The organism is Diplocloster modestus (genome assembly GCF_019042245.1).
In the GTDB taxonomy this organism is placed as follows: Bacteria; Bacillota; Clostridia; order Lachnospirales; family Lachnospiraceae; genus Diplocloster; species Diplocloster modestus.
The window spans coordinates 11,996-35,422 of sequence record NZ_JAHQCX010000015.1 but is presented as its reverse complement, the minus strand read 5'-3'; the positions used below and the strand labels follow the sequence as shown (position 1 = coordinate 35,422).

General features: G+C 48.4%; 18 protein-coding genes. 13 read left to right on the top strand and 5 right to left on the bottom strand.

Annotation, left to right across the window (positions count from 1 at the left end; all coding sequences use genetic code 11):
• Window positions 1-29: 29 nt before the first annotated feature.
• The 11 genes from lpdA (at window position 30) to KTH90_RS18220 (ending at window position 16,591) form a co-directional block, all read left to right on the top strand.
• A complete protein-coding gene (lpdA, locus tag KTH90_RS18270) occupies window positions 30-1,400 on the top strand; it encodes a dihydrolipoyl dehydrogenase (RefSeq protein ID WP_158354307.1) in 1,371 nt (456 codons plus the stop codon).
• A gap of 565 nt (window positions 1,401-1,965) precedes the next feature.
• Complete coding sequence (locus KTH90_RS18265; protein WP_238727233.1) at window positions 1,966-2,634, top strand: response regulator transcription factor; 669 nt, start codon at window positions 1,966-1,968, stop codon at window positions 2,632-2,634.
• Window positions 2,635-2,688: 54 nt separating this feature from the next.
• On the top strand, window positions 2,689-4,056 hold the full coding sequence (locus KTH90_RS18260) for a sensor histidine kinase (RefSeq protein ID WP_238727232.1): 1,368 nt from the start codon (window positions 2,689-2,691) through the stop codon (window positions 4,054-4,056).
• A gap of 149 nt (window positions 4,057-4,205) precedes the next feature.
• Window positions 4,206-4,976, top strand: coding sequence for a PepSY domain-containing protein (locus tag KTH90_RS18255; RefSeq protein ID WP_238727231.1), 771 nt, complete (start codon window positions 4,206-4,208; stop codon window positions 4,974-4,976).
• Window positions 4,977-5,201: 225 nt separating this feature from the next.
• On the top strand, window positions 5,202-5,582 hold the full coding sequence (locus tag KTH90_RS18250; protein WP_275061436.1) for an iron chaperone: 381 nt from the start codon (window positions 5,202-5,204) through the stop codon (window positions 5,580-5,582).
• 219 nt (window positions 5,583-5,801) lie between these two features.
• Complete coding sequence (locus KTH90_RS18245) at window positions 5,802-6,815, top strand: LacI family DNA-binding transcriptional regulator (RefSeq protein WP_158354311.1); 1,014 nt, start codon at window positions 5,802-5,804, stop codon at window positions 6,813-6,815.
• Between the two features lie 318 nt (window positions 6,816-7,133).
• Window positions 7,134-8,792: an ABC transporter substrate-binding protein gene (locus tag KTH90_RS18240; protein ID WP_158354312.1), complete on the top strand. Its 1,659-nt coding sequence runs from the start codon at window positions 7,134-7,136 to the stop codon at window positions 8,790-8,792.
• Window positions 8,793-8,863: 71 nt separating this feature from the next.
• Window positions 8,864-9,739 (top strand): carbohydrate ABC transporter permease, encoded by an 876-nt coding sequence (locus tag KTH90_RS18235; protein ID WP_238727230.1) that lies wholly within the window; start codon window positions 8,864-8,866, stop codon window positions 9,737-9,739.
• Between the two features lies 1 nt (window position 9,740).
• Window positions 9,741-10,577 carry a carbohydrate ABC transporter permease gene (locus KTH90_RS18230; protein ID WP_158354314.1) on the top strand — a complete coding sequence of 279 codons (837 nt, stop codon included), beginning with the start codon at window positions 9,741-9,743 and terminating at the stop codon, window positions 10,575-10,577.
• 49 nt (window positions 10,578-10,626) lie between these two features.
• Entirely contained in the window at window positions 10,627-13,389 is a 2,763-nt protein-coding gene (locus KTH90_RS18225; protein ID WP_158354315.1) for an alpha-L-rhamnosidase, read from the top strand.
• A gap of 1 nt (window position 13,390) precedes the next feature.
• Window positions 13,391-16,591 carry a hypothetical protein gene (locus tag KTH90_RS18220; protein WP_158354316.1) on the top strand — a complete coding sequence of 1,067 codons (3,201 nt, stop codon included), beginning with the start codon at window positions 13,391-13,393 and terminating at the stop codon, window positions 16,589-16,591.
• Between the two features lie 94 nt (window positions 16,592-16,685).
• On the opposite strand, the gene KTH90_RS18215 is transcribed toward KTH90_RS18220, so the two are convergent.
• The 5 genes from KTH90_RS18215 to KTH90_RS18195 form a co-directional block, all read right to left on the bottom strand.
• Window positions 16,686-17,252, bottom strand: a complete 567-nt coding sequence (locus tag KTH90_RS18215; RefSeq protein WP_158354317.1) for a flavin reductase family protein — start codon at window positions 17,250-17,252, stop codon at window positions 16,686-16,688.
• Between the two features lie 140 nt (window positions 17,253-17,392).
• The gene (locus KTH90_RS18210) at window positions 17,393-17,686 is read right to left on the bottom strand and encodes a BMC domain-containing protein (RefSeq protein WP_158354318.1); all 294 of its coding nucleotides are present in this window, start codon (window positions 17,684-17,686) and stop codon (window positions 17,393-17,395) included.
• Between the two features lie 21 nt (window positions 17,687-17,707).
• A complete protein-coding gene (locus KTH90_RS18205; RefSeq protein WP_158354319.1) occupies window positions 17,708-18,013 on the bottom strand; it encodes a BMC domain-containing protein in 306 nt (101 codons plus the stop codon).
• Between the two features lie 541 nt (window positions 18,014-18,554).
• Complete coding sequence (locus KTH90_RS18200) at window positions 18,555-19,304, bottom strand: 5-formyltetrahydrofolate cyclo-ligase (protein ID WP_158354320.1); 750 nt, start codon at window positions 19,302-19,304, stop codon at window positions 18,555-18,557.
• 229 nt (window positions 19,305-19,533) lie between these two features.
• Window positions 19,534-20,964, bottom strand: a complete 1,431-nt coding sequence (locus tag KTH90_RS18195; RefSeq protein WP_158354321.1) for a sodium:solute symporter family transporter — start codon at window positions 20,962-20,964, stop codon at window positions 19,534-19,536.
• Between the two features lie 214 nt (window positions 20,965-21,178).
• Between KTH90_RS18195 and KTH90_RS18190 the strand changes: the two genes are divergently transcribed.
• Together KTH90_RS18190 and KTH90_RS18185 are read left to right on the top strand one after the other, a co-directional pair.
• A complete protein-coding gene (locus KTH90_RS18190) occupies window positions 21,179-21,940 on the top strand; it encodes a GntR family transcriptional regulator (protein ID WP_158354322.1) in 762 nt (253 codons plus the stop codon).
• Window positions 21,941-22,205: 265 nt separating this feature from the next.
• Window positions 22,206-23,378, top strand: coding sequence for an aminotransferase class I/II-fold pyridoxal phosphate-dependent enzyme (locus KTH90_RS18185; RefSeq protein WP_158354323.1), 1,173 nt, complete (start codon window positions 22,206-22,208; stop codon window positions 23,376-23,378).
• Window positions 23,379-23,427 lie beyond the last annotated feature (49 nt).

Sequence of the window (23,427 nt, the reverse complement as noted above, 5' to 3'; positions counted from 1 at the left end):
TGAACAGATAAATGGACAGGGAGGCAAGAATGACGGAACAATATGATCTTATCGTGATTGGCGCCGGGCCGGCGGGTTATCCCGCGGCGCTGAAAGCTGCCGGCATGGGAAAAAAAGTCGCAGTGGTAGATTCCGGCGGAGTGGGCGGCACTTGTCTGAACCGGGGCTGTATACCGACTAAGACGATTCTGCATACGGCATTGCTCTATCAGGAGCTTAAACAGGGAGAGCGGATCGGGCTGACAGGCGCAGGACCGGCTATCCATTATCAGAAATTAAGGGAGCGAAAAGAAGAGGTAGTCCGGACATTGCGGGATGGTATATTGAAATTATTTCAAAAGAATAAGGTCACCCTGTATGAGGGGAGCGCATCGATTACGTCACAAAAAACGGTAAGAATCACGGGTATGGACGGGGAGGTACAGGAACTGGCCGGTAGTAAAATTCTGATCGCTACAGGGTCCCGGCCGGCCAGCCCGCCGATTCCCGGTTCCGGCCTTAAGGGAGTCTTGAACAGCGATGAGCTTCTGGAAATGAAAGGTGACCTCTTTGGCAGGCTTGTGATTATTGGCGGGGGTGTAATCGGTATGGAATTTGCCACCGCATACCAGGCGATGGGATGTCAGGTGACGGTTCTGGAGAGCATGGAGAGAATTCTCCCGGGGATGGACCGGGAAATATCTCAAAACCTGAAGATGATTATGAAAAAACGGGGCGCAGATATTTATACAGGCGTTACGGTAAAAGAAATCGTGAAAACACCGGAGGGCCTTACGTGTACTTATGTGGAAAAGGATAAGGAGATCGAGGTGCCGGCGGATGCCGTGCTCATCGCTACAGGCCGCCGGGCGAATACGGAAGGGCTGTTTGAGGATGAAATGTCACCGGAGATGGAGCGGGGCTGTATCCTGGTGAATCAGCATTTTGAAACCAGCATACCGGATATTTATGCGGCCGGTGATGTGGCTGGAGGTGTACAGCTGGCCCATGCGGCCACGGCCGAGGCGCTGACCGCGGTGGCGTCTATGTTCAGCGAACCTGAAACCATCTGCCTGGGAACCGTGCCTGGATGTGTATATACAGATCCGGAGATCGCCTGCGCGGGGCTGACTGCGGACGAGGCAAAGGAGCAGGGAATTCCGGTGAAGGTCTGCAAGTATCCTATGTCTGCAAATGGAAAAACAGTGCTTTCGCTGCAGGAGCGAGGGTTTATGAAAGTGCTGGCGGACCCGGACAGTGGAAGAATTCTGGGAGCACAGCTGATGTGCGCGCGGGCTACGGATATGATCAGCCAGTTTGTGCAGGCGATTGAGATGGGGCTGACCCTTGAGAACATGGGAAATGTGATTTATCCGCATCCGACTTTTTGTGAGGCTATCGGGGAGGCGGTCCGGGATTAAGGGGCCGGGAGGAGAGGGAAGGTACGCGGCCATGCGGAGCCGGACGTCCAATCCCGTGGGGCTGAATCGCATCGGCCGGACCTAAGAACAGGTAACTCCGATGCAGGGAGAACCTCTTATTGGCAGGGCCTGGAACAAACTCGCCAGAAAACGGCTCGGACAGTGTTCCAGGCCCTGCGAGGTTCTCCCTGCATCTGCGTAACCTGTTCTAAGGTCCGGTCTCAAGCGATTCGGCCCCACGGGATTGGACGTCCGGCTCCGCATGGCCGCGTACCTTCCCTCTCCTCCCTGTTTTATAGCTGGCCGGGTTCCATGTTTTTATACGCCGGAGCTTTGAATGAGGGTGCTGGGGGAGTTAGGTGTGGCATTGTTTATATATTTAGACAGGTATTATTTAACTGCCCGATGATTTTTTGTCAGGGCAGTTTTTGATTTTAATGTTTCTTTCATGTTTTTGTTATATTATAGTATTATATAATTAAACTTAAATTTAGTATTTACTTTGGAGGCCCGGGAATAGAAGAAGGCGATGGGGCTGCAGAGAGGCTGGAGGGAGTGCGGATTCATGCGTTTGCTGGTAGCGGAGGATGAAAAGCATCTGAATGATGTGATAACTAAAATTTTGATTAAAAACCACTATACGGTGGATTCCTGCCATGATGGGGAGGAGGCCCTGGATTGTCTTAGGGGGGCGGAATATGACGCTTGTATCCTGGATATTATGATGCCGAAGGTCAGCGGGCTGGAGGTCTTGAAAAAGCTGCGGGCATCTGGAAGCAGGATTCCGGTCCTGATGCTGACCGCTCTGGATCGTGTTGAGGATCGGGTGAACGGTCTGGATGCGGGGGCGGATGATTATCTGGTGAAACCCTTTGCTTTTGACGAATTGCTGGCCAGGATAAGGGTTATGCTGCGCAGGGAGGGCGGACGTACGGATCACTGTTACCGGGTGGCGAATCTTACGGTGGATTGTGACGCGCGTACGGTGTTCCGGGATCAGCAGGAGATACCTCTGTCATCCAGGGAATTTTCTATTCTGGAATATCTGGTTCATAATCAGGGTATCGTCTTGAGCAGGGACAGGATCGAACAGCATATCTGGAATTATGACTACGAAGGGGGCTCCAATGTGGTGGATGTATACATTCGTTATCTGCGGAAAAAAATTGATGATGATTTTGAGCCAAAACTGATTCACACGGTGCGTGGTGCCGGCTATGTGCTGAAAGTATGATTCCGGTGAAACGGCGGGGATGAGTATGCCTGCCTCGGGAAAGAATATGTGCCTATGAAGAATATATCGATAAAATCTAAAATAACGGTCTGGTATACGATCTTTATGACGCTTCTGGTGATCCTGGTGCTGTGGTTTTTGTTTTTTATCAGTGGAAACCGGGTTCTTTCGGATGCAAAACAGCGCCTGAAGGGTGCTGTCACAGAGAGTTTTCAGGAGATTAATTATGAGGAGGGCAGGTTGGAGATCGATCATGATCTGCTGGATTATTTGGGGCAGGGGATCTACCTTTCTGTCTATGATTCTGAAGGGAGATTCCTGTATGGGCGGACTCCTTCCCAGTTCCGGGGGGATTCTGTGCTGGTTATGGATGAACTCAGACAGGCGGAATCCAGCCAGGCCCACTGGTATTATTATGATTACTGCAGTCCTATAGAGGGTTATGGCAATGTGTGGATTCGCGGGATTACCTCTCAGGAACAGACAGACAGCGCCTTGAGCACGGTGGTTCGGCTGGCTCTGGTACTGCTTCCGTTTCTGGTGCTGTGTATCGCGGCGGGAGGCTACCTGATTATCAGGCGGGCATTGGCGCCGCTGTCAGACATCACCGGTACGGCACAGAGAATCAGCGGCGGTAAGGATCTGTCGCAGAGGATCAGTCTGGGTGACGGAGGTGATGAGGTCCACCGGCTGGCACATACGTTTGACAGTATGATGGACCGGCTGCAGGAATCTTTTGAAAATGAGAAGCAGTTTACCTCGGATGTTTCCCATGAGCTGCGCACTCCGGTTTCGGTGATACTCACGCAGAGTGAATACGCACTTAGTGTACAGGAGGAACCGGAGGAGATGAAATCTAGTCTGCAGGTTATACGAAAACAGGCAAAGAAAATGTCCGCACTGATTTCGCAGCTTTTGACTCTGGCAAGGGCGGATAGTGGAAGACAGAAGGCACATAAGGAGGTTTTAAATCTCAGCGAACTGACACAGATGACGGCAGAAGAGCTGAGGACTCAGGCGGCATCCAGGAACATCACAGTCAAGACCAGGATTCAGCCCGGGATTATGATGGTGGCTGACCAGACGATGATGATGCGCCTGTGGATGAACCTGATCTCTAACAGTATCACATATGGGAAAGATAACGGTCAAATACTGATCACTTTATCAGAAGAAGAGGGACAGATTCGGGGAGCTGTCGAGGATGACGGGATCGGCATTCCGCAGGATCAGCTGGATAAGATTTGGAACCGTTTTTATCAGGTCGATACTTCCCGCAGTGCCGAAGACGGGAAGGGCGCCGGGCTGGGACTGCCTATGGTAAAATGGATCGTCCAGGCCCACGGTGGTGAAGCCGCGGTGAAAAGCGTATTGCATGAGGGGAGTATCTTTACTTTCACTCTTCCGGTGGATTGTGAATGAGTGAACACCTTGTGATTGGTTAAGAATGATGAAAGAAAAGAAATAATATTTATTTACCATTTTAATGTTCTTTTAATATATGATACTTATACTTTAAATAAGTAAGACATATTAAAAAATATTTCATGTATTGAAAGGAGTCCACAAATATGAAAAAGAAAGCAGTCTATACACTGTTTCCAATACTTAGTTTATCTGCAATTCTGCTGACCGGGTGCGGTTCCAGGGAAGAAGTTCCGCCTGTTACACAGCAGATCGCCGCTTCCGATGAGACGGTACAGTCTGAGAAAAGCGCAGCATCCGTAGATGTAATCCAGAATGAAATGAACAACAGCGCCCAGCCGGCGAAAGGGGACAGTGTGGCGATCCAGTCACAGGAAGGGCAGCCCTCAAGCGGCGCGGAGGCATCCGTATTCATCGGTGAGGAAAAGGCGAAGCAGATAGCCCTTGCCCACGCTTTAGTCAGCGATGCGGATATCTCATATATGAAGGTCAAACTGGACACCGATGACGGAAAGCGCGAATATGAGGTAGAGTTTTATTCCGGGAATAAAGAATATGATTATGATATTGATGCCGCAACGGGAACTATTTTAAGTATCGATTATGATATTGAGAACAAGGATTTTGCCGGAGCAGATATGCCGGACGGTTTAATCAGTGAAGAGGAGGCAGGGAAGGCTGCTCTTAGCGGCGCCGGCGCTTCTGCTACCCAGATCAGTGAGAGTGATGCAAGGCAGATTGCGCTTCAGAAAGTGCCGGGAGCTTCCGATTCTGATATCCGGATGAAGCTGGATGAGGAGGACGGCAGGCTCGTCTATGAGGGGAAAATTATTTACAGTGATATGGAATATGAATTCGAAATCGATACCACAGATGGTACGGTGTTGAAATGGGAGGAAGAATCTGTATTTAATTGATTCGGTAAACACGGCTCCCGGCCATATAAAATGCGGTTCTGTCCAGATCTGGGGAAGAGACGTATGATATGGCCGGGAGTCGTCCATACTTATCCATATAATAATTCTTGTGGGTAACAATTTATTGGAAATGTTATGCATTTAGAGCAATGTTGAATCTAATCCGGCAAAAATCAAACAATATTAAATGGAAAATGAACTTTTGAGAAAGCAGAGGAAAAAAATTTGAGCGGAATCCATATTTTTGAAGAGTATTTGGAGAAGATAGAGGATTTGACACAGCAGGCGAGAGTAGCGGAAGTTTTAAAATGGGTGATGGATAAATTCCCGGAATTGACACCTAATGTAGCGTGGAACCAGCCCATGTTTACCGAGCATGGAACCTTTATCATCGGTTTCAGCGTGTCAAAGCAGCATATGGCAGTTTCACCGGAAAGGGCTGGAATTGAGCATTTTTCAGATGAGATAGTAAAAGCAGGATATGAGCACAGCCAGCAGCTGGTACGTATCCCATGGAACAAACCTGTGGATTTTCCATTGCTTAAACAAATGATAACCTATAATAAGCTGGACAAAGCGGAATGCTCCACATTCTGGCGTAAGTAGCCGCTGCGCTTGATTTATGTTACGAATGATACAGTTTTATTTTTTTGTCGGTAATCAGCAATACATTTTGGTTACCCGGGTAAATTAATTGACAGAAAGATATTGACAAATTACACGATAAATGTTAATATTAGACTTATAAAAAATACTAAATTAACAAAAACAAACGGAAATTTTTTTTATTATAAAATTTACCCGGGTAAAACAGGAGATGAAAAAATGAAAGCGACCAGAACGGATGTGGCAAAGCTGGCAGGCGTATCGACCGCGACAGTATCGAACGTACTGAATCAGTCAGGTAAAGTGAAAGAGGAAACAGTACATAAAGTGATGGAAGCTGTGAAAGCGCTGGATTACCGCCCGGATATGATAGCCAGAAGTATGTCGACCAATCGTACCATGCAGGTGGGAATCGTGCTGGAGGATATTTCAAATCCCTTTTTCGGAGAGATTGCCAGGGGATTCGAAAGCGCGGCCAATGAAAAAAATTATTTTGTAAATATCTGCACAGGTTTTAATAAGCTGGATGACTATTTTGACAATTTTATCACACGCAGGCTGGATGGGGTTTTTGTTACGGCGCTTCCCTATAAGTTCAAAGTAAATAAGCTGTATGATCTGGTTGAACGTGGAATTAAGATCGTGACCAGCGGCAATGTGGAGGTGGATTACCGCAGAATCGCTTCGATTGAGAACGATTATATCTTTGCGATGAAGGAAGCGATGGAATACCTGTATGGAATGGGGCACCGGGATATTGCTTATCTGAGTGGTCTGGGAAGGAATCTGCCTTACGATTTAAGATGTATCAGTTATAAGAACATGGTAAACAAACTGGAACTGTCCTGCCGGGATTCCCTGCTGATCGACGGAAAATATCCCTATGCGACCAGCATGACGGAAGGCTACGACGCCGCGAACCGGCTGATGAGCCTGGGACATAAGTTTACAGCGGTTATCTGCGGTAATGATCTGATGGCGTTAGGAGCTATGAAAGCGTTCCGGGAAAGCGGGTTTCTGATTCCGGAAGACGTATCGGTAATGGGGATTGACGGGATTTCCTTCGGAAAGTACTGGGAACCTTCGCTTACCACTATGGCAGTGGATCAGAACAGATTGGGGCGCAAAGCCTTCGAACTTCTGTATGCGGACATGATGGAGGACACCATCAGCTATTATCGGAATACGCTGGAGCTGACCATACGGAAATCAACTGCAAAATGCTGCAGATGATATATTAGAAAAGAAGAAAAAAGGAGGAGGCAGGTTATTGCAAAAGTAGATAAAAAGGTAAATAAAAAGGAAAATGAAAAGATAAGGGAGGTGGCTTTCCAAAGAGACAAAAAATAACTGTTTCCCAATACGGCCTCGGTGGAACGATAATCCGTGGAAAACAGCACAAGTATTATATCATATGAAAATGGATAAAACAAGAATACAAAACTGATTAATCTTTAAAGGAATTCTTTAAACTGGTTTTTAAATTTATTAAAACGTTTTCACGAATACTTGGAGACATAAATCGTGGATACATAGAAAAGGAGAGCAATCATGAAAAGGAGAAATCAAGCAATTTCCCTGTTACTGACAACTGTAATGACTTTTTCAATGATATTAAGCGGATGCGGTAATTCTGATTCGGACAGCGGACAGAAGGCAGGCGGCCAGACCGCGCAGCCGGATGCCGCAGCCCAGGCAGCAGCACCGGCTCCAGCCGACGGAACAGAAGCGGCCTGGGATACCAGCAAAGAAGATACGATTATATTATCTGTCATAAATAACTTCTACACAGCGGGTGAAAAAAAACTGGCGGAAGAATACATGAAGCTTCATCCGGAGACCAAGGTGGTTGTGGATGTGATTTCCGATAACGACGCTTATCTGACGAAGATGGTAACCTCTTTGAGCGATGACAAAAAGGAGAATGCTCCGGATATCGTGCACGGTAATTTTGTCGGTATGGCTTTGACGAATAATAGCATGGATCTGGCCGTGGACAAAGGATATCTGTATGATATGACCGAAATGCTGGATGAAGAGAATCCCTATAATGGAAATGCCAAGGTCAGAGATGTGTTTGAGGAGGACGACCTTACCCGCGTATTGAGCAACAGCGGCGGCAAGTACCGGCCTTATCTGCCGTTTGATAAGATCGGATTTGCTTTCTTCTATAACAAAAACATCTTTGAAGCGAATAATATCCAGGTACCGGAAACTTATGAGGAAGTAGTGGAAGTATGCCAAAAGTTAAAAGACGCCGGATACGACGTACCGCTGTCGGCGGGATATGAGAGCTTCCGGCTGGGGAATACATTGGCTGATGCTATCTACCGCGCAAAAGAAGAGGAATTTTTGATTCAGCCGGAAGACGCGCTCTGGGATGAAAATACGATGGCTTCCAATAAAGATTTTAAATTCGATGAAGCCCAGCCGAATTGCGATCAGTTCTGTGTGTTAAGCCCTGAGCGGATGCTGAAATACGGAATTGAAAATGGAGTGGATACGCCGGAAAATAAGGCAATGTGGACCGAGTTCCAGAAGCTGGGCCAGTATTTCCCGAAAAACTGGATCGCAGCGGAGAGTACCCAGTGTATCGCCGACTTTGAATCCCAGATTTCCCCGATGCTATATCAGGCCAGTTTTAATGCGGGACTGATCTTAAGCGATATCAACCAGCTGTCAGGGGATATGGCGTTTGACTGGGCAACATTCCAGATCAATTCCTTTGCGAATCCGCCGGAAGGTTTCCAGAAGGATCTGAGGAGCTACTGGGATTTCGGAAACATCATGAGTATCATCGATAAAGAGGACAGCGACCATATGGCCAGAGTAAAGGATTTCTATAAATTCTGGTATTCGCCGGAGGGAGCACAGCTCTGCTATGAGGAGACGCTGACCAACGGCAATTACGTGCAGGGTCCCTGTGTCATCAAAGGGGTAACCTTAAGTGAAGAACTGGAAGGAATTCTGGCAGGATTCGAGCCGGTAGCTCCTTCAAAAGAGTGGAATTCAATTACCGGGCTGGAGCGGTCCAATCAGGCTGACATACCAAAATTCAATGATGCTGTTATCCGCTATACCAATAAGGAGCTGGAAGTGGATGGTCTGTTAAAAGAGCTTGATCCCATCTATTCGAATTATAACCAGGATGCGAAGACAGCGGGCGGTTATGACCTTGATCCCGCTACCGATGATACACCGAAAGAATAACCACTTAAGGAATCAGGGGTGCTGGCTCAAAGACGCGGTACCCCTGATCTAAAAAGACGAGGAGGATGGTTGTGAAAAAATCAATACATGCAAAATTGCTGCCGTATCTGTTTCTGACGCCTACCTTGATTTTGATGGCAGTATTCTCTTATTATGCCATCGGGAATGCGGTATACACGTCATTCACAGACTCCACCTTCGGAGTGTCTTCTCAGATGGTGGGTTTTACGAATTATATCGCGGCATTCAAAGATGAAATGTTTCTGACTTCCTTTAAAAATCAGGCGATTATAACAGTTATGGCCGTATTTAACAGTGTCTTTTTCCCGCTTTTAGCATCGGAAATCCTGTTCTTTATCAAACATAAGAAAGTGGCTGGCTTCTTCAAAACCGCTTTTGTCATCCCTATGCTGATTCCACAGATTGTAACGATTCTGATATGGAAATATTTATATAATCCGAATTTTGGCTTCAATTCTATTTTACGGGCGCTCGGAATGGGCGGACTGACACATAACTGGCTGAACGAGAAATCAACGGCTTTGATCTGTATCATTCTGATCGGATTTCCGTTTATCTCCAGTATGTATTTTCTGATTATGCATACGGGGCTGAACGCGATCGGAGATGAATTATATGAGGCGGCTATCGTGGACGGAGCCACTTCGATGGAAGTCGTGCGCTATATACATTTACCCAATATCAAATCTTATATCAAAGTAGTGGTAACCCTGTCCCTGATCGGCAGCTTGTCCGGATTTGGACTGATTGCCGCCACGACTGGGGGAGGCCCCGGTTATTCTACCATGATACCGGCCCTGCAGATGTATAAGATCGCTTTTGGGGATGGGAAGTTTGGATACGCATCGGCTCTGGGGGTGGTATTATTTATCGTGATCATCCTTCTGACCCTGGCGTCCAGAAAACTGTTGGGAGAGGAGGAATAGTATGCGCAGTCACAGAAAAATAGGCGTTGGATATCTTTTAAGCAGATTATTTCTGATTCTTCTGCTGGCCGCTACTTTTTTTCCGGTTCTCATGATGATCAATATGTCACTGAAGCCGAATGTAATGATTGTGAATGATTTCCTGGGATTACCGGAGAAGATATACTGGATTAATTTTCAGAAAGCTTTTCACTTTGTGATACGGCCGATTTTCAATTCCATGTTTGTATGCCTGATTTCCCTGATCCTGATTCTGATCGTGGTGGCGCTGTCGGGCTATACGTTTGGCCGCATGGAATTCAAAGGAAGAAAGCTTTTATATACCCTGGTGCTGGCTGTTATGATGATTCCCTATACACTTTTAATCATCCCCAGCTATAACATTGTAAATGGGATGCACCTGTTAAATACTTTCTGGGCACTGATTATCCCATATGTGTCCGGGCAGCAGATATTTGGTATTATCCTGGCGGAAGCTTTTTACCGGAGCCTGCCGGGTGATATGTTTGAGGCGGCCAGAATCGACGGCGCCAGCGAGATCTATGCCTTTGCGAAAATCGCGGTTCCGCTTTCGAAGCCTATCCTGATTACCGTGGGAATCACGGCGGTAGTCGCCATGTATAACGATTATATCTGGCCCACGGTTGCCATAACCGGCGGAGATGAGATGAAGACCTTCTGCCAGATCGTATTCAATAACGCGGCGGGGAAAGGCGCGACGGACATGGGCCTGATCGCGGCGGCATTCCTGATCGGTACGGTACCGCTGCTGGTGGCCACTTCCAGCTGCCTCAAGTATTATGTGCAGGGCATGATGGTCGGGGCGGTTAAGGGATAGGCAAAATAACAAAACCCGCACGAAGACAGAAAGGAGACAAGAAAGGCATATGCAGAATTCGAACAGCAGGCTTAGGATGACCTGCGAATACTTGGAAACGCCTGTGGGGATCATGAACCCAAGACCCAGATTTTCCTGGAGGATGGAGGGCGAGCTGCGCTACACCTGTCAGACATCTTACCGGATCCGGGTTTCCCTGATATCCGGAACTAAGAAAGAGGAGGTCTGGGACAGTAAAGAACACATTTCCGGACGGTGTGCTGCGATCGAATATAACGGACAGCCATTAAAGAGCCGTGGACAATATATATGGGAAGTAACCGTGGGACTGAAACAGGCTGACGGAACCGGATACCGGATGAACGGAACGAGCCGGTTCGAGATGGGGCAACTCACGAAAGAGGACTGGAAGGGAATCTGGATCGGAGAGCCGGCGCCGGTGAACGGCAGGGCTCCTATGTTCAGGAGCAGTTTCCAGATCGGGGAGCCGTTTGAGCAGGGCAGGCTTTATATCAGTGGACTGGGATACTTTGAAGCATACATAAATGGAACGAAAATTACAGACAGCATGCTGGACCCTGGCTGGACGGATTACCGGAAGACGGTACTCTATCGCGCGGTTGATATCTCCGCTTTGCTGGTACCAGGGGAAAATGTGCTGGCGGTGGTGCTGGGGGAAGGGTGGCTTGGCAATGCCCATGAGAGCTTTAAAGATCTGATCGGCCGGCTGCCGGACTGGCTTGATACACCGAAGCTGTTGTGCGATCTGTGGATCGACGGGCGGTGTGTCCTGGCGTCTAACGAACAGGATTTCCGGGTCAGCGATGGGCCGATCCGCCAGAACAATATCTATAACGGAGAATTTTATGACGCCAGGCTCAGGAAGAATGGATGGAGAGAGAACGGTTATCAGGAAAAGGACGGCGAATGGAGCTTCGCGGTTCCGGTTCCGTCTCCGGGAGGACGCCTTTGCTGCCAGCTGATGCCTCCGATCCGGGAAATTGGGCGGCAGGAACCGAAGTATATCCGTCTCCTGGACGATCCGAACCATTATCATATGATCGTCGACTTCGGTGTCAACCTGTCCGGCTGGGCGGAAATAAAAGTCAAGGGAAAGCCCGGGCAGAAAGTAGTGCTGCGGTTTGCGGAAACGCTTAAGCCGGACGGTACAGTGAATCAGAAAAATCTGCGGGGGGCTCTGGCGACAGATACCTATATCATAGGAAGCAGCGGGCCGGAAACCTATCATCCGCGTTTCACCTATCATGGATTCCGATACCTGCAGCTGGAGATGGATCGTGAAGTCCTGATAGATTCGGTCCAGGCGGTAAACGTCTGTTCGGATGTCCGGAAAAACGGCGCGTTCTGCTGCTCAGATGATATGCTCAACCGGATCTATGACGCGGTGATCAGAACAGAAGAAAATAATATGCACAGTATCCCCACAGATTGTCCCCAGCGAAATGAGAGACTGGGCTGGATGAACGATATGACCGTGCGTTTTGAAGAGGGGCTCTATAATTTTGACACCATCTTATTTTATGAGAAATGGCTTTGGGATATCGCGGATGCCCAGGAGGAAAATGGATGTATACCCGATACGATACCATATTATTTTGGGGACAGTCCCGCATCCCATGTGTCCAGCGTGTATCTGCTTTTGCCTTGGTATCTCTATCTGTTCTACGGGGATGAGCAGATCCTTCGCAGACATTATCCCGGTATGAAAAGATATCTGGAGTTCAAACTAGGCAAACGTAGGGCCAACGGCCTGTTGGACGAAAAATATATGGGCGAGTGGGCGCCTCCGATGACCGAGGCACAGCTGGGCTGGGGTGAGAACGCCGTGCCGAAGAATATCGCGCCGCAGCTGGTGACCACGTCTTACCTGTATTACGACTGTGAAATTATGCGAAAGGCATCTCAAGTACTTGGTGATTCGGAGTATGGGAATTATTGTGCCGGGCAGGCGGAATCGGTAAAAGAAGCGGTGAACCGGGCGTTTCTGCACGAGGAAGAAGGATATTATGACCAAAACTCCCAGGGAGCCAATCTGTTCCCTCTGCTGCTGGGGATCACACCGGACTGCTGCAGAGAAAAGGTGTTGGGTCATCTGCTGGATGATTTGATCGTGAAACGCGGTTATCATGTGTCGACAGGAAACCAGATGACCAAGTATCTCTATGACCTGCTGAACCAGGAGAAGCTGGATGAGGTGGCATATCAGGTAACCATACAGAAAACCTATCCCAGCATCGGATATATGCTGGAGGAAGGCGCCACTACCATATGGGAGCGCTGGGAAAATATGGCGGGCGGTCATATGAATTCTCACAGTCATCCGATGCTGGGCGCATTCAGCACCTGGTTCCTGAAAGGACTGGGAGGCATCCGCCCGGGTGATGATCCCCGGAAGCGGGTGTACGAATTGGAGCCTGCTATGATCGGGGAACTTACTTTTGCCGAAGCTTCCCATACCTTTATGAATGGAACTCTGTCCTGCCGGTGGGAACGGATGGAAGACCGCGTGGTCATTCTGACGGAAGTGCCCTGGAATACTTGTGTGAACTTAAAGATTCCTGAACCAGGGTTTAAGATTGCAGAGATTATAGTGGATGGAAATAGAATAACTAACAATAAAACCGATGGAAATAAAATCGATGAATATAATGCGGACAGTGATATACCGGACAATGATATACCGGACAGCGACATGCAAGACAGGCAGGATGCGGAAATGGCGGATGTACATAAGACAATCAGGCTTTACAGCGGCCGTCACCGCATTGAATTAATTCCAGAGGAGATATGAGATGAATTCTGAACTAAAAAGATGTTCTCACATGTCTGTCTGTGAGGAAAGTCACATGCGGGAAGGAAAGAGGGAAGAATTTCAAAATCCCGGAGTTTCTTACCGGGGTAAACCCTTCTGGGCCTGGAATGGGAAACTTCAGCGGGAAGAACTGTTCCGGCAGATTGACATTCTGGAGGAAATGGGATTCGGCGGCTTTTTCATGCATTCCAGAGTGGGATTGGAAACGGAATATCTGGGTGAGGAATGGTTTGCCCTGACAAATGAATGCGCGGATTACGGGGAAGGAAAAGGAATGCAGGCCTGGCTCTATGATGAGGACCGGTGGCCATCCGGAACGGCCGGCGGTCTGGCCACGATAGAGGAAGCATACCGCGCTTCTTTTTTGAAAATGACGGCCATCGGGGCGGAACAGTTTACAGCGGAACTCTGGAAGGAGAATCCAATCGCTGTATTTGCATGCATTCTCAGCGGCTGCTGTTATCAGAAGGCCAGGAGACTGAGGGAAGGGGAACTTCCTAGGGCTGGGGAAACCGTTCTTAAGTTTACTGTCATACCGGCACAGTGCCGGGAAGTATATAATGGATATACTTATCTGGATACGATGAACAGGGAGGCAGTTGAACATTTTATACAGCTGACCCATGAGGCATATGCAGTGCACTGCGGCGGCAGGATCGGGCGCGGAATACAGGGAATCTTTACCGACGAACCCCATCGAGGAGCCGTATTTTCCGAATTCTCCGGAGGCAGTAAACACGCACTGCCCTACACGCCTGCACTTTTTCCAGAATTTAAAACACGTTTTGGCTATTCCCTGACTGAGTTTCTGCCGGAATTATTTTTGTTGAAAGAGGGGCAGAAACTGTCAAAGGTAAAATGGGATTATATGGAGCTGTGCCAGCAGCTTTTTCTGGAGAATTACGCAGAACCCATACAGAAATGGTGCGGGGAACATCAGATGCTGTTTACCGGCCATGTGCTCCATGAGGACTCTCTGACGGCCCAGACCATGATGCAGGGCTCCCTTATGAGATTCTATGAATATATGGATATACCCGGGGTAGATGTACTTTTTGAGGATAACCGCTGCTGGTGGATCGTAAAGCAGGCGGTTTCCGCCGCCAGACAGATGGGTAAACCGCAGGTGCTGTCCGAATTATACGGATGCAGCGGCTGGAATGTCAGCCTGGAGGGGTATAAGGCTATGGGAAACTGGCAGGCTTTTTTTGGAATTAATTTCCGCTGCCCTCATCTGTGCTGGTATACGATGAAAGGGGAGGCCAAACGGGATTATCCGGCCAGTATTTTCTTCCAGGCATCCTGGTACCGGGAATACCGGGCGGTGGAAGACTATTTTTCTCGGATCCATGTGTTCCTGGATGAATTGGAACCGGAATGCAGCCTGCTGGTTGTCTATCCGATCGAGAGTGTGTGGGCCAGAATTTATGCGGGAGCATTTGATGGAATGGTGGCCGCAGACCCTGATATCAACAGGCTGGAGATGGAATTCCAGGAATTATTCTATGGTCTGGCCGGCCATGGTATCGAGTTCGATTATGGAGATGAGGGATTGTTGGCGGCTCACGGACGTGTGGAACAGCAGGAGCTGATCTTGGGAGCATGCCGGTATCGGAAGATTCTGGTTGCGGGAATGGATACGATCCGATCCTCCACGCTTGTTTTGCTGGAGGAATTTCAGCAAAACGGCGGCCAGGTAATCTTCGCAGGGAATGTTCCGGACTATGTGGATGCCGTAAAAAGCGGACGTTGTGTGCGGCTGGCTGCTTATAGTGAACGGATTCCCTGGGATATGCAGCGGATCGCGGCCGCCGGCGCCGGTGGAGGTGAAGTAAAGATAAGCGCGGAGGACATGGCTGTAAGTGAGATTCTGGTTCGGAGTTTCAGGAGTCCCCGGAGTGCCCGGACTACCCAGAATTCCCGGCAGAATTTCCAGAGTTCCGATCGTTCCCGTGCCCAAAATTCCTGGGAGAGGGCAGTATTGGTCTTGAATACCAGCAGAGAGCAGAGCTTTCAGAACGTCAGAATCCAGTGGAACGCAATGGAATGCAGTGCTGTGGTTGAATACTGGGATGCAGCCGATGGACATACAGAGATATTTGAGGCTCAAAGAGACGGACAGACAGAAAGTATAGTGACAGATTTTGCACCATGTGAGATGAAATTATTTCTGATCACGCAAATGGAAGAAAACCATATCACTTCAAAAACAGCACTCCGGAAAAATACGGATACCGTTCGGCTCCCGATGCCCGACCAGTATGATTACCGCTTGTCAGAACAAAATATCTGTGTTTTAGACCGGGTTCAGGCGGAAGTGATCGAAAATGGCAAAGTGGTATATCGGACCGGGCCTGAAGATGTATTGCGGACTGATCAGAAGCTGAGAAATTATTTCGGAATTCCAGTGAGAGGGCCGGAGATGCTCCAGCCGTGGTTTGAAGTCAGGCAGAATCAAAAGGATGAACCGCTCGGCAGGGTAAGATTGTTCTATGAATGGGAGACAAGGGAAGTACCAGGGAACGTGGAGCTGGTGTTGGAAGAGCTGGAACATGTCAGTCGGCTGTGCTTAAATGGAAAAACGGTGGAATGGAGCCGCAGCCGGGAATGGACTGACCCCTGCTTTTTCAGGATTCAGCTTCCCAAAAGGGATCTGAAGGCCGGACAGAACAGCTTGATGATAGAATATGATTATCATAAGGGCAGTGGTTTGGAAGCAGTATATCTGCTGGGAAACTTTGGAGTATACCTGGCGGAAGGATGCAAACCGGTGCTGGATAAGATGCCAGAGAAGATCATAATCGGTGATTTGACCAGCCAGGGGTTCCCTTTCTATTCAGGCGGGGTGTCTTATTTGCTGCCGGATCCCATACCGGCGGGGAAGCGGGTAAGAATTTGTATTCCTGATTGGAAGGGAAGTTGTCTGAAAGCAGTGGGAGATACTGCGGTTTTGATACCATGGGCACCGTACACCGCAGAAACGGATGGGTTATCAGAAGTGGAAGTGATATTAAATCGGAAGAATACATTCGGGCCGCTTCATCAGAGGCAGCGGCATCCGCCCTACTGTGAACCGGCCAGTTTTATGACCGAAGGAAATGACTGGTCAGACAACTATATACTGGAAGCGCAGGGACTGCTGGAACGGCCGGATATAGCCGTAGAGATGTATAATCCGTGATTATAGCCTATAAGTGCTATAATAATATCTACGTAATCGGGACCCGATTGCGCAATTCGACGCCTGCGGCGGGCCGTGTAAACGGCCCCTTCCATCATCTGGTTTTCAATACCATTCCATCCTTAAACGCGCTGCCCACTTTTTCGCCTATTTTCAGGTATGCATTGTTCACCGGATCAAAAACAATCGGATCAAACTTAGCAGGATCTATGATGCCCTTTTCATTTAAAATGCTTTCATCCGCACTGACGTTAATAATCTCGCCAACCATGCGGCAGGAAGCCTCGTCATAGCTTACCAGCTTGCACTCCACAGCCATCGGCAGCTCTTCGATAAGCGGAGCATCCACGAACTCCGACTTTACCGCATGGAAACCAGCTTTTTCAAACTTATCCGATACTTTATTTCCAGACTCGAGTCCTACGTAATCACAGGCTGTCACGTGAGCTGCGTCCGCCATGCTGACCGTAAAGGCCCCGCGGGCAATGATGTTTTTCACAGTTTTATGGCCGGCGCTCAGGCACATGGTGATCTGTGTATCACCACTGATTCCGCCCCATGCGGCATTCATGGCATCCGGGGTCCCATCTTCTCCATAAGTGGTAATGATAAATACGACCTGTGGATAGGTGTAGGGTTTCGCTCCAAAGTTTTTTCTCATAGTATCGTCGTCCTCCTTCTATGGTTTACATTTGCTTTGCGTATAAAGAATGGCATTACCGCTAAGGATAATGCCAAAAACACCCGTTTTTTTGCAACGATTTTTGAATTTCGCAACAGTTCTAAAATTTTATATGGCTTTTATTTTTTGAGTTTTTGTTTCGATTCGTTTTCCGCCACCAGCCGTTCAGTTTCTGCGGAAGGATTGGAAATGACGGCAGTGTTCAATACCTCACAGGGAGGATTGGTCCGCACACTTTCTACCGCGGCGGTTACCGCAGCTACTTCACCGCTCATGAATATGAGTGTATGACCGCCGCAGCGGGTATTCCAGGTCCTGAATTCCACATCGGATGTTTTTAACATCTGATCTACCACCCGGACGGCGCTTGCGTTTCCCAGAACTTCTACTAATCCAAATGCTCCGTATTTCATCGCGATACCCTTTCTTTTCCTTTATTTGTTAATCGTCATGGCCATAGAAATTTCCGTATCCGCGGCAGGAGCGGCGATAATGGAATGGTGCACGATCTTGGAAATGGGTTGTGCTATTCTTAAAGCGGCTTCCATAGCGGCATGGACATCCGATATGCTGCCTCTCATTTTCACACAGGCTCCCCATTTTAAACGATTTCTCTCTACGCTTTGTATTCTGACATTAGCGGCCTTGGAAGCGGCATCTAGTGCTACATAACAGGCACACTGATTGTCCAGTTCAAAGATTCCGATGGCCTGGCCTTCGTAATTTGTATTTTCAGCCATGATTTCCTCCTGGAAAATTTTTAGGTATGGGTGAACAGTCTTCTGGTTCAACCTTCTAATTTCATATTATAAAGGGATTTCCAATAAAATACAACACTTTTTCATAAATATGTGTTGCTTTCTGCTTGAATTGTGTTGTTTCGTGTTGGAGCCTTGTGGAGAATGAATATTAACCATAAAGATAATGAACATTAACCATAATATATTGTAGAAAGCAGGAAAAAAGACAGGGCTTAGTAATGTAGGAACTAGGAAAAAAGGCAGGGCCTGGTAGTGAAGTAGTTATGAAGTAATAACAGAAATAGGAAAAAGGACCTGGTATTGTACAGCCCATCGTATTATACAGGGGGAAATGGGGGGTACGGGAATGTTATTTGCAGGTCCTTTTTCCTATGAACTTGACAGTATGACTGTTTCATATGTTTGTGTCATATGATTGTAAATGGTTTTTGTTCGGCTGATGTATTAGATATCAACTTGCTTTTTTGATGCTTCTTTTACTGCATTTTGGACACCCGTAATGGCGGTTGGATTTAGTCGGTTATTTACAGAAGTTATCACACCATATCTCCTGAAGCGGGGGGATCTGTTCCAGCATGTGGGGGGCCAGCATACTCCAGATAACGCCGCGTGTGGGTTTCGGGAATTCACTCCTGGTTTTGAGGACACGGGTGGGGGTGATGATGTAGTCGATGGCGGTGTCGTAGGGCTGAACCTCCACGTCTACGTCCACTACCTGGCAGTCATGGCCCACTACGGTGACCGGGGTATGGATGTCTACGACTCCGATGGTGTAGAACATCGCCCATTCCAGATCGAAATAGCCGTGCCCTTTGCCGAATCGGATGCCGCTGGGAGTGATGGCGGATGCGCCGGTAACCATCAGGTCTATTTTGCCGATTTCTTCTTTGATTTTTTTCAGGGTCATGTGCTTCCAGTATCTTTGCACGCCGTCCAGGGTGGAGGCGAAGTCTTCCTTTCCTTCGGGAATCCATTCAGGACGGATCAGAAAGACACCCCTGGTAATGCCGTAGTTGGTCATGAGAATGATCTTTTTGTCACGGATGGCCCGCTCACGGAAGCATTCCAGATTATTGTCCGGAGTAATGAAGATTACTTTTGCGTTTTTGTAGAAATCCTGCTGACAGAGCAGATCGGCGCATTTGTCGCTGCCCTCGTAATCGGTGATAAATTCAGCGAAGTTCCAGCTGAAACGGGAGTCCGGACGTGCGACCTTTCTTAATTCTTCCCAGATCATAATGCGCGCTTGTTTTGCATCCATTTTAGACATGCTGTTTTCCTCCTTTTTGTTCAGAATTGATATCTTAACTGATGACGTTATTTCTGATGACGTTTTATTTCTGATAACATGGTTTTTTGATAATATTTAAATGTCTTTGTTTTTCAGGTCTTTCATAAATGCCCAGATCTGAAATACAAACACTGCAAAAAGGGAAACGAGTGACAGATAGATGATAATATCAAAAAAAATACTGGAATAGTGCATAAGGTTTTCCTCCTTATTCCTTCATATTGGTGATCTTGGTTTTCAGAAGCTCATAATCGAAATTCTTTTTGCCCGCAAAATGGCCGATCAGGACTGTAACGGTGGAGACAGCCAGAGCGGAGAAGAAGCTGACCAGGCTGTTTCCCATGATGAACATGGGCAGGCCTGCGAGGATACCCAGTATCGTGGCGACTGCTGCGATGGCGCCGGAGATCCGGGGAGAATACAGGCCGACGATTACGGGCACGACCGCCGCAGAAGCCAGCAGGTCTGCCATCAGCAGCAGGAAGAGAATCGAAGGCGCGAAGTAGGCAATTGTCATCCCCAGGATTCCCAGGATAACCGCACCGATTCTGGCGGTGAGCACTGATTTTTTCGGATCCATGTTCGGACGGATCGATTTTACAATATCCAGAGAGAAAATGGAAGAGAAACCGCTCAGGGCATCTCCGCCTGTCGAGGAAGCGCCCAGCATGATGACAAGCACGAACAGGGTGCACACCCATTGCGGTACGCTGGCGTTGATGACTAACGCGCCTACGACGGAGGTGTGGGGAACATCGATCTGCATAGCCACTGCGGCCAGACCAAAGAACGCTGCGATGATCGTCATGGGAAACACCATAATGGCTGCTGCTAACAGTGAATTGCGGATCACTTTATGACTTTTAGCGGAATAGATCCGCTGCCATAAGGTTTGATTTAACAGTTCCGCCGCACAGACGGCGATGATGATCATGATAGCAAACTGTACGCCGGAGGGGGAGAAGATCTCGAGGAATTCCGGCTGCTTCTGCATAATCGTGTCAAAGACCGGCGCGGCTCCGCCAAAATGGATCAGCGCGAAGATGGCCGGCAGGATCAGGAACGGGGTGATCAGGATGGACTGGAGGCCGTTGGAAAATATCGCCGCGCTGACCCCGCCGCGGGTGGCAAAGTAAATGGTCGGTACGCCTACCACCAGCACGCTGATCAGCATGGGCACACCGCCCACATATTTAAAAGCCAGGGCGGCGCCGGTCAGATTCGATACAAACAGGATAAACATATATACCGTTGTGGTGATGAGGGTTACTACATACATGAAATTGCCATACCGTACTTTGGTATACTCGCCGATGGTATGGCCCTCCGGAATCCGTTCCCGGATGCGCTTGGAGACCGGTATAAAAATTATGTATGCCAGTGAGATCGCTAACGCGTAGCCGATCATTGCGGTAAAACCGGTGGTGTAGGCGGCTTCCGCGGGAGAGAAAAGAAGACCGGTGCCGACTGCATATGCGACAAAGGTGGCCACCATAAGCGCGGTGGATACATTGCGGCCCGCAGTGAAGAAGTGCTCGTCTTTTTTCATTTTCATTTTGCTGTACTTGGTGGATAGCAGTGCGATCGCAACCCCTACAATGATGCTTAACACTACCAATAGAATTCCATAGCCAGACATTTCATCGCCTCCTCATAAAAGTAAAGGTATTAAAATAGGTACTATAATCATACCTTGAGTATAGCATGAGTAGAAATGAGTGTCAATTGTTACTAGGATGGCATTTTTACTTTTTGACTAATGAATGGTTGTGGGGCGGGAGGGCGTACTTGTGGCAATGTCAAAAAAGTGGTAGAATACCAGAAAGGAAGTAAGCCGGAGGTATCAGATACTTATGCAACAGTCACCTTTAGCCCCATTAACGAAGAAAACTTTAAGCGATATCGCTAGAGAATCCTTAAGCAGATATATCGGGCAGATGTTAAACGCAGGCCAGACCAAGCTGCCATCCGAAGTGGAGCTGGCCAGAATCCTCTCTGTGAGCAGGACCACCATCCGCAGGGCTCTGACGGATCTGGAAGGCAAGGGGACGATCATGAGGATCCATGGCAAAGGCACCTTCATCAATCCCAACTTGAACCAGATGAAGCTGGATCTCTATACCGGACATGACTACTACCAGCTGATCCGGAAAAGTGGATTTGAGCCAGGTGTGAAGGTACTCTCCAGGGTTGTACAGGAGGCCTCCCCGCTTCAGCGCTCGGATCTGGGCCTAAAGGAAGATGATCAGATTCTGGCCTTGAATAAGGTCTATTATGCGGATGAGAAACCTTGCCTGCTGTGCATCAACTATTTTCCCCAGACTTTGTACGATTGGGACACGCTAAGCGATGAAGTTCTGGAGGCGTTCCCCTTTGAGTTAATACAGGAATACGCCGGCATCCGCTGCGTGAGGGATTCGACAGAAATCACAACTGCAGGGGGCAATGAAGTGATGGCCTATACCATGGGGGAAGACCTGCTGCAGTGTGATTCGCTGCTTATTTTGGATTCTATCTACTATGACAACAACAATACGCCGGTATTTTTGAGCAAGACCTATTTTAACACAGATTATATCAAATTCACCATGATCCGTGCCATAGAACAAATATAACAAAAGGGGACATGTCCATTCCGGTTTGGGACATGTCCATTCTAGATTGGACATGTCCCAAACCGGAATGGACATGTCCCCTACTGACTTGGATGAAACGTAAGGAGCAGCCCGATACACCAGTGGAGGAGATAAGCAAATGGAAGCGACATGGATTTCAGTATTGTTTCTGCTAAAATTTAGGAGTATACTATATCCGGTGTCCCTTCAGCCTTAGCGCTGCTAAGGATGCTGCCAATCGGAAATACGCAGGAGGATATAAGAAATGAATATACAGTTCGCATCCCGACTGACTGATTTTGGTGAAGGGATATTCAGTATTTTAAATGTGGAAAAAGAAAAGCTGATGCAGGCAGGTAAAAAAGTATATAATCTGTCCGTGGGGACACCAGATTTCCAGCCGGCGCCCCATGTAATGCGGGCCGTGGCCGAAGCCGCGTTAAAGCCCGACAGCTATAAATATTCGTTGACCGATCTGCCGGAACTTCTGGAAGCAGTACAAGCCCATTATAAAAGAAGATTCGGTGTGGAGATTGAAACCGGCGAGATCATGTCCGTCTATGGCTCCCAAGAGGGAATCACCCATATCGGCCTGGCTCTGTGTAATCCGGGGGATGTGGTGCTGGTACCGAATCCCGGCTATCCGATCTTTAAAATAGGCCCGTCCCTGGCAGGGTGTAAAACGGTTGAATATCCATTAAGCGCCAAGCATGATTTTCTGCCGGATCTGGATGCGATTCCGGATGAGACGGCCCGGGCCGCCCGGTTCATGATCGTTTCCTACCCGGCAAACCCGATCTGTGCGGTGGCGCCGGAGGAATTCTACGAAGAACTGATCGCATTTGCCAGAAAATATCAGGTGGTGATCCTGCATGATAATGCATATTCCGACATTATTTATGATCAAAATGAGGGCAGATCTTTTCTCTCCTTTCCGGGAGCAAAGGACGTAGGAGTGGAATTCTACTCCCTGTCGAAATCCTATAACCTGACGGGGGCCCGTATTTCATTTGTGGTGGGAAATGCCGCGGTTGTGCAGGCATTTAAGAAGATTCGTTCCCAGTTTGACTATGGCATCTTTTATCCGGTCCAGTATGCGGCCATCGCCGCTTTGAACGGTCCCCAGGATGCGGTGAAAGAGCAGTGCAGAGAGTATGAAGCGCGCAGGGACGCTCTGTGCAGCGGGCTGCGGAACATCGGCTGGGAGGTTCCCGACAGCCGGGGTTCCATGTTTGTATGGGCTCCGCTGCCTGCCGGCTATACGAATGCCAATGATTTTGTTATGGAACTAATGGAAAAGACAGGTGTGCTCTGTACGCCGGGCAGCAGCTTCGGCTCACTGGGAGAGGGATATGTAAGGCTGGCCCTGGTGCTGCCGCCGGATGAGTTAAGAGAAGCGGTCAAATCCATTGCGGAGAGCGGCATGATACATAAATAAAAGCCATACGGCAATAAGCCGTATAAAACAGGCTATGTAACAATAAGAT

What these genes read in the sequence shown, in the direction of transcription:
- KTH90_RS18190 (WP_158354322.1), top strand. Translation starts at nt 21,179, where the DNA reads ATGCAACAGTCACCTTTAGCCCCATTAACGAAGAAAACTTTAAGCGAT.
- KTH90_RS18185 (WP_158354323.1), top strand. Translation starts at nt 22,206, where the DNA reads ATGAATATACAGTTCGCATCCCGACTGACTGATTTTGGTGAAGGGATA.
- KTH90_RS18210 (WP_158354318.1), bottom strand. Translation starts at nt 17,686, where the DNA reads ATGAAATACGGAGCATTTGGATTAGTAGAAGTTCTGGGAAACGCAAGC.
- KTH90_RS18215 (WP_158354317.1), bottom strand. Translation starts at nt 17,252, where the DNA reads ATGAGAAAAAACTTTGGAGCGAAACCCTACACCTATCCACAGGTCGTA.
- KTH90_RS18260 (WP_238727232.1), top strand. Translation starts at nt 2,689, where the DNA reads ATGAAGAATATATCGATAAAATCTAAAATAACGGTCTGGTATACGATC.
- KTH90_RS18265 (WP_238727233.1), top strand. Translation starts at nt 1,966, where the DNA reads ATGCGTTTGCTGGTAGCGGAGGATGAAAAGCATCTGAATGATGTGATA.
- KTH90_RS18205 (WP_158354319.1), bottom strand. Translation starts at nt 18,013, where the DNA reads ATGGCTGAAAATACAAATTACGAAGGCCAGGCCATCGGAATCTTTGAA.
- KTH90_RS18200 (WP_158354320.1), bottom strand. Translation starts at nt 19,304, where the DNA reads ATGTCTAAAATGGATGCAAAACAAGCGCGCATTATGATCTGGGAAGAA.
- KTH90_RS18220 (WP_158354316.1), top strand. Translation starts at nt 13,391, where the DNA reads ATGAATTCTGAACTAAAAAGATGTTCTCACATGTCTGTCTGTGAGGAA.
- KTH90_RS18245 (WP_158354311.1), top strand. Translation starts at nt 5,802, where the DNA reads ATGAAAGCGACCAGAACGGATGTGGCAAAGCTGGCAGGCGTATCGACC.
- KTH90_RS18225 (WP_158354315.1), top strand. Translation starts at nt 10,627, where the DNA reads ATGCAGAATTCGAACAGCAGGCTTAGGATGACCTGCGAATACTTGGAA.
- lpdA (WP_158354307.1), top strand. Translation starts at nt 30, where the DNA reads ATGACGGAACAATATGATCTTATCGTGATTGGCGCCGGGCCGGCGGGT.
- KTH90_RS18255 (WP_238727231.1), top strand. Translation starts at nt 4,206, where the DNA reads ATGAAAAAGAAAGCAGTCTATACACTGTTTCCAATACTTAGTTTATCT.
- KTH90_RS18195 (WP_158354321.1), bottom strand. Translation starts at nt 20,964, where the DNA reads ATGTCTGGCTATGGAATTCTATTGGTAGTGTTAAGCATCATTGTAGGG.
- KTH90_RS18230 (WP_158354314.1), top strand. Translation starts at nt 9,741, where the DNA reads ATGCGCAGTCACAGAAAAATAGGCGTTGGATATCTTTTAAGCAGATTA.
- KTH90_RS18240 (WP_158354312.1), top strand. Translation starts at nt 7,134, where the DNA reads ATGAAAAGGAGAAATCAAGCAATTTCCCTGTTACTGACAACTGTAATG.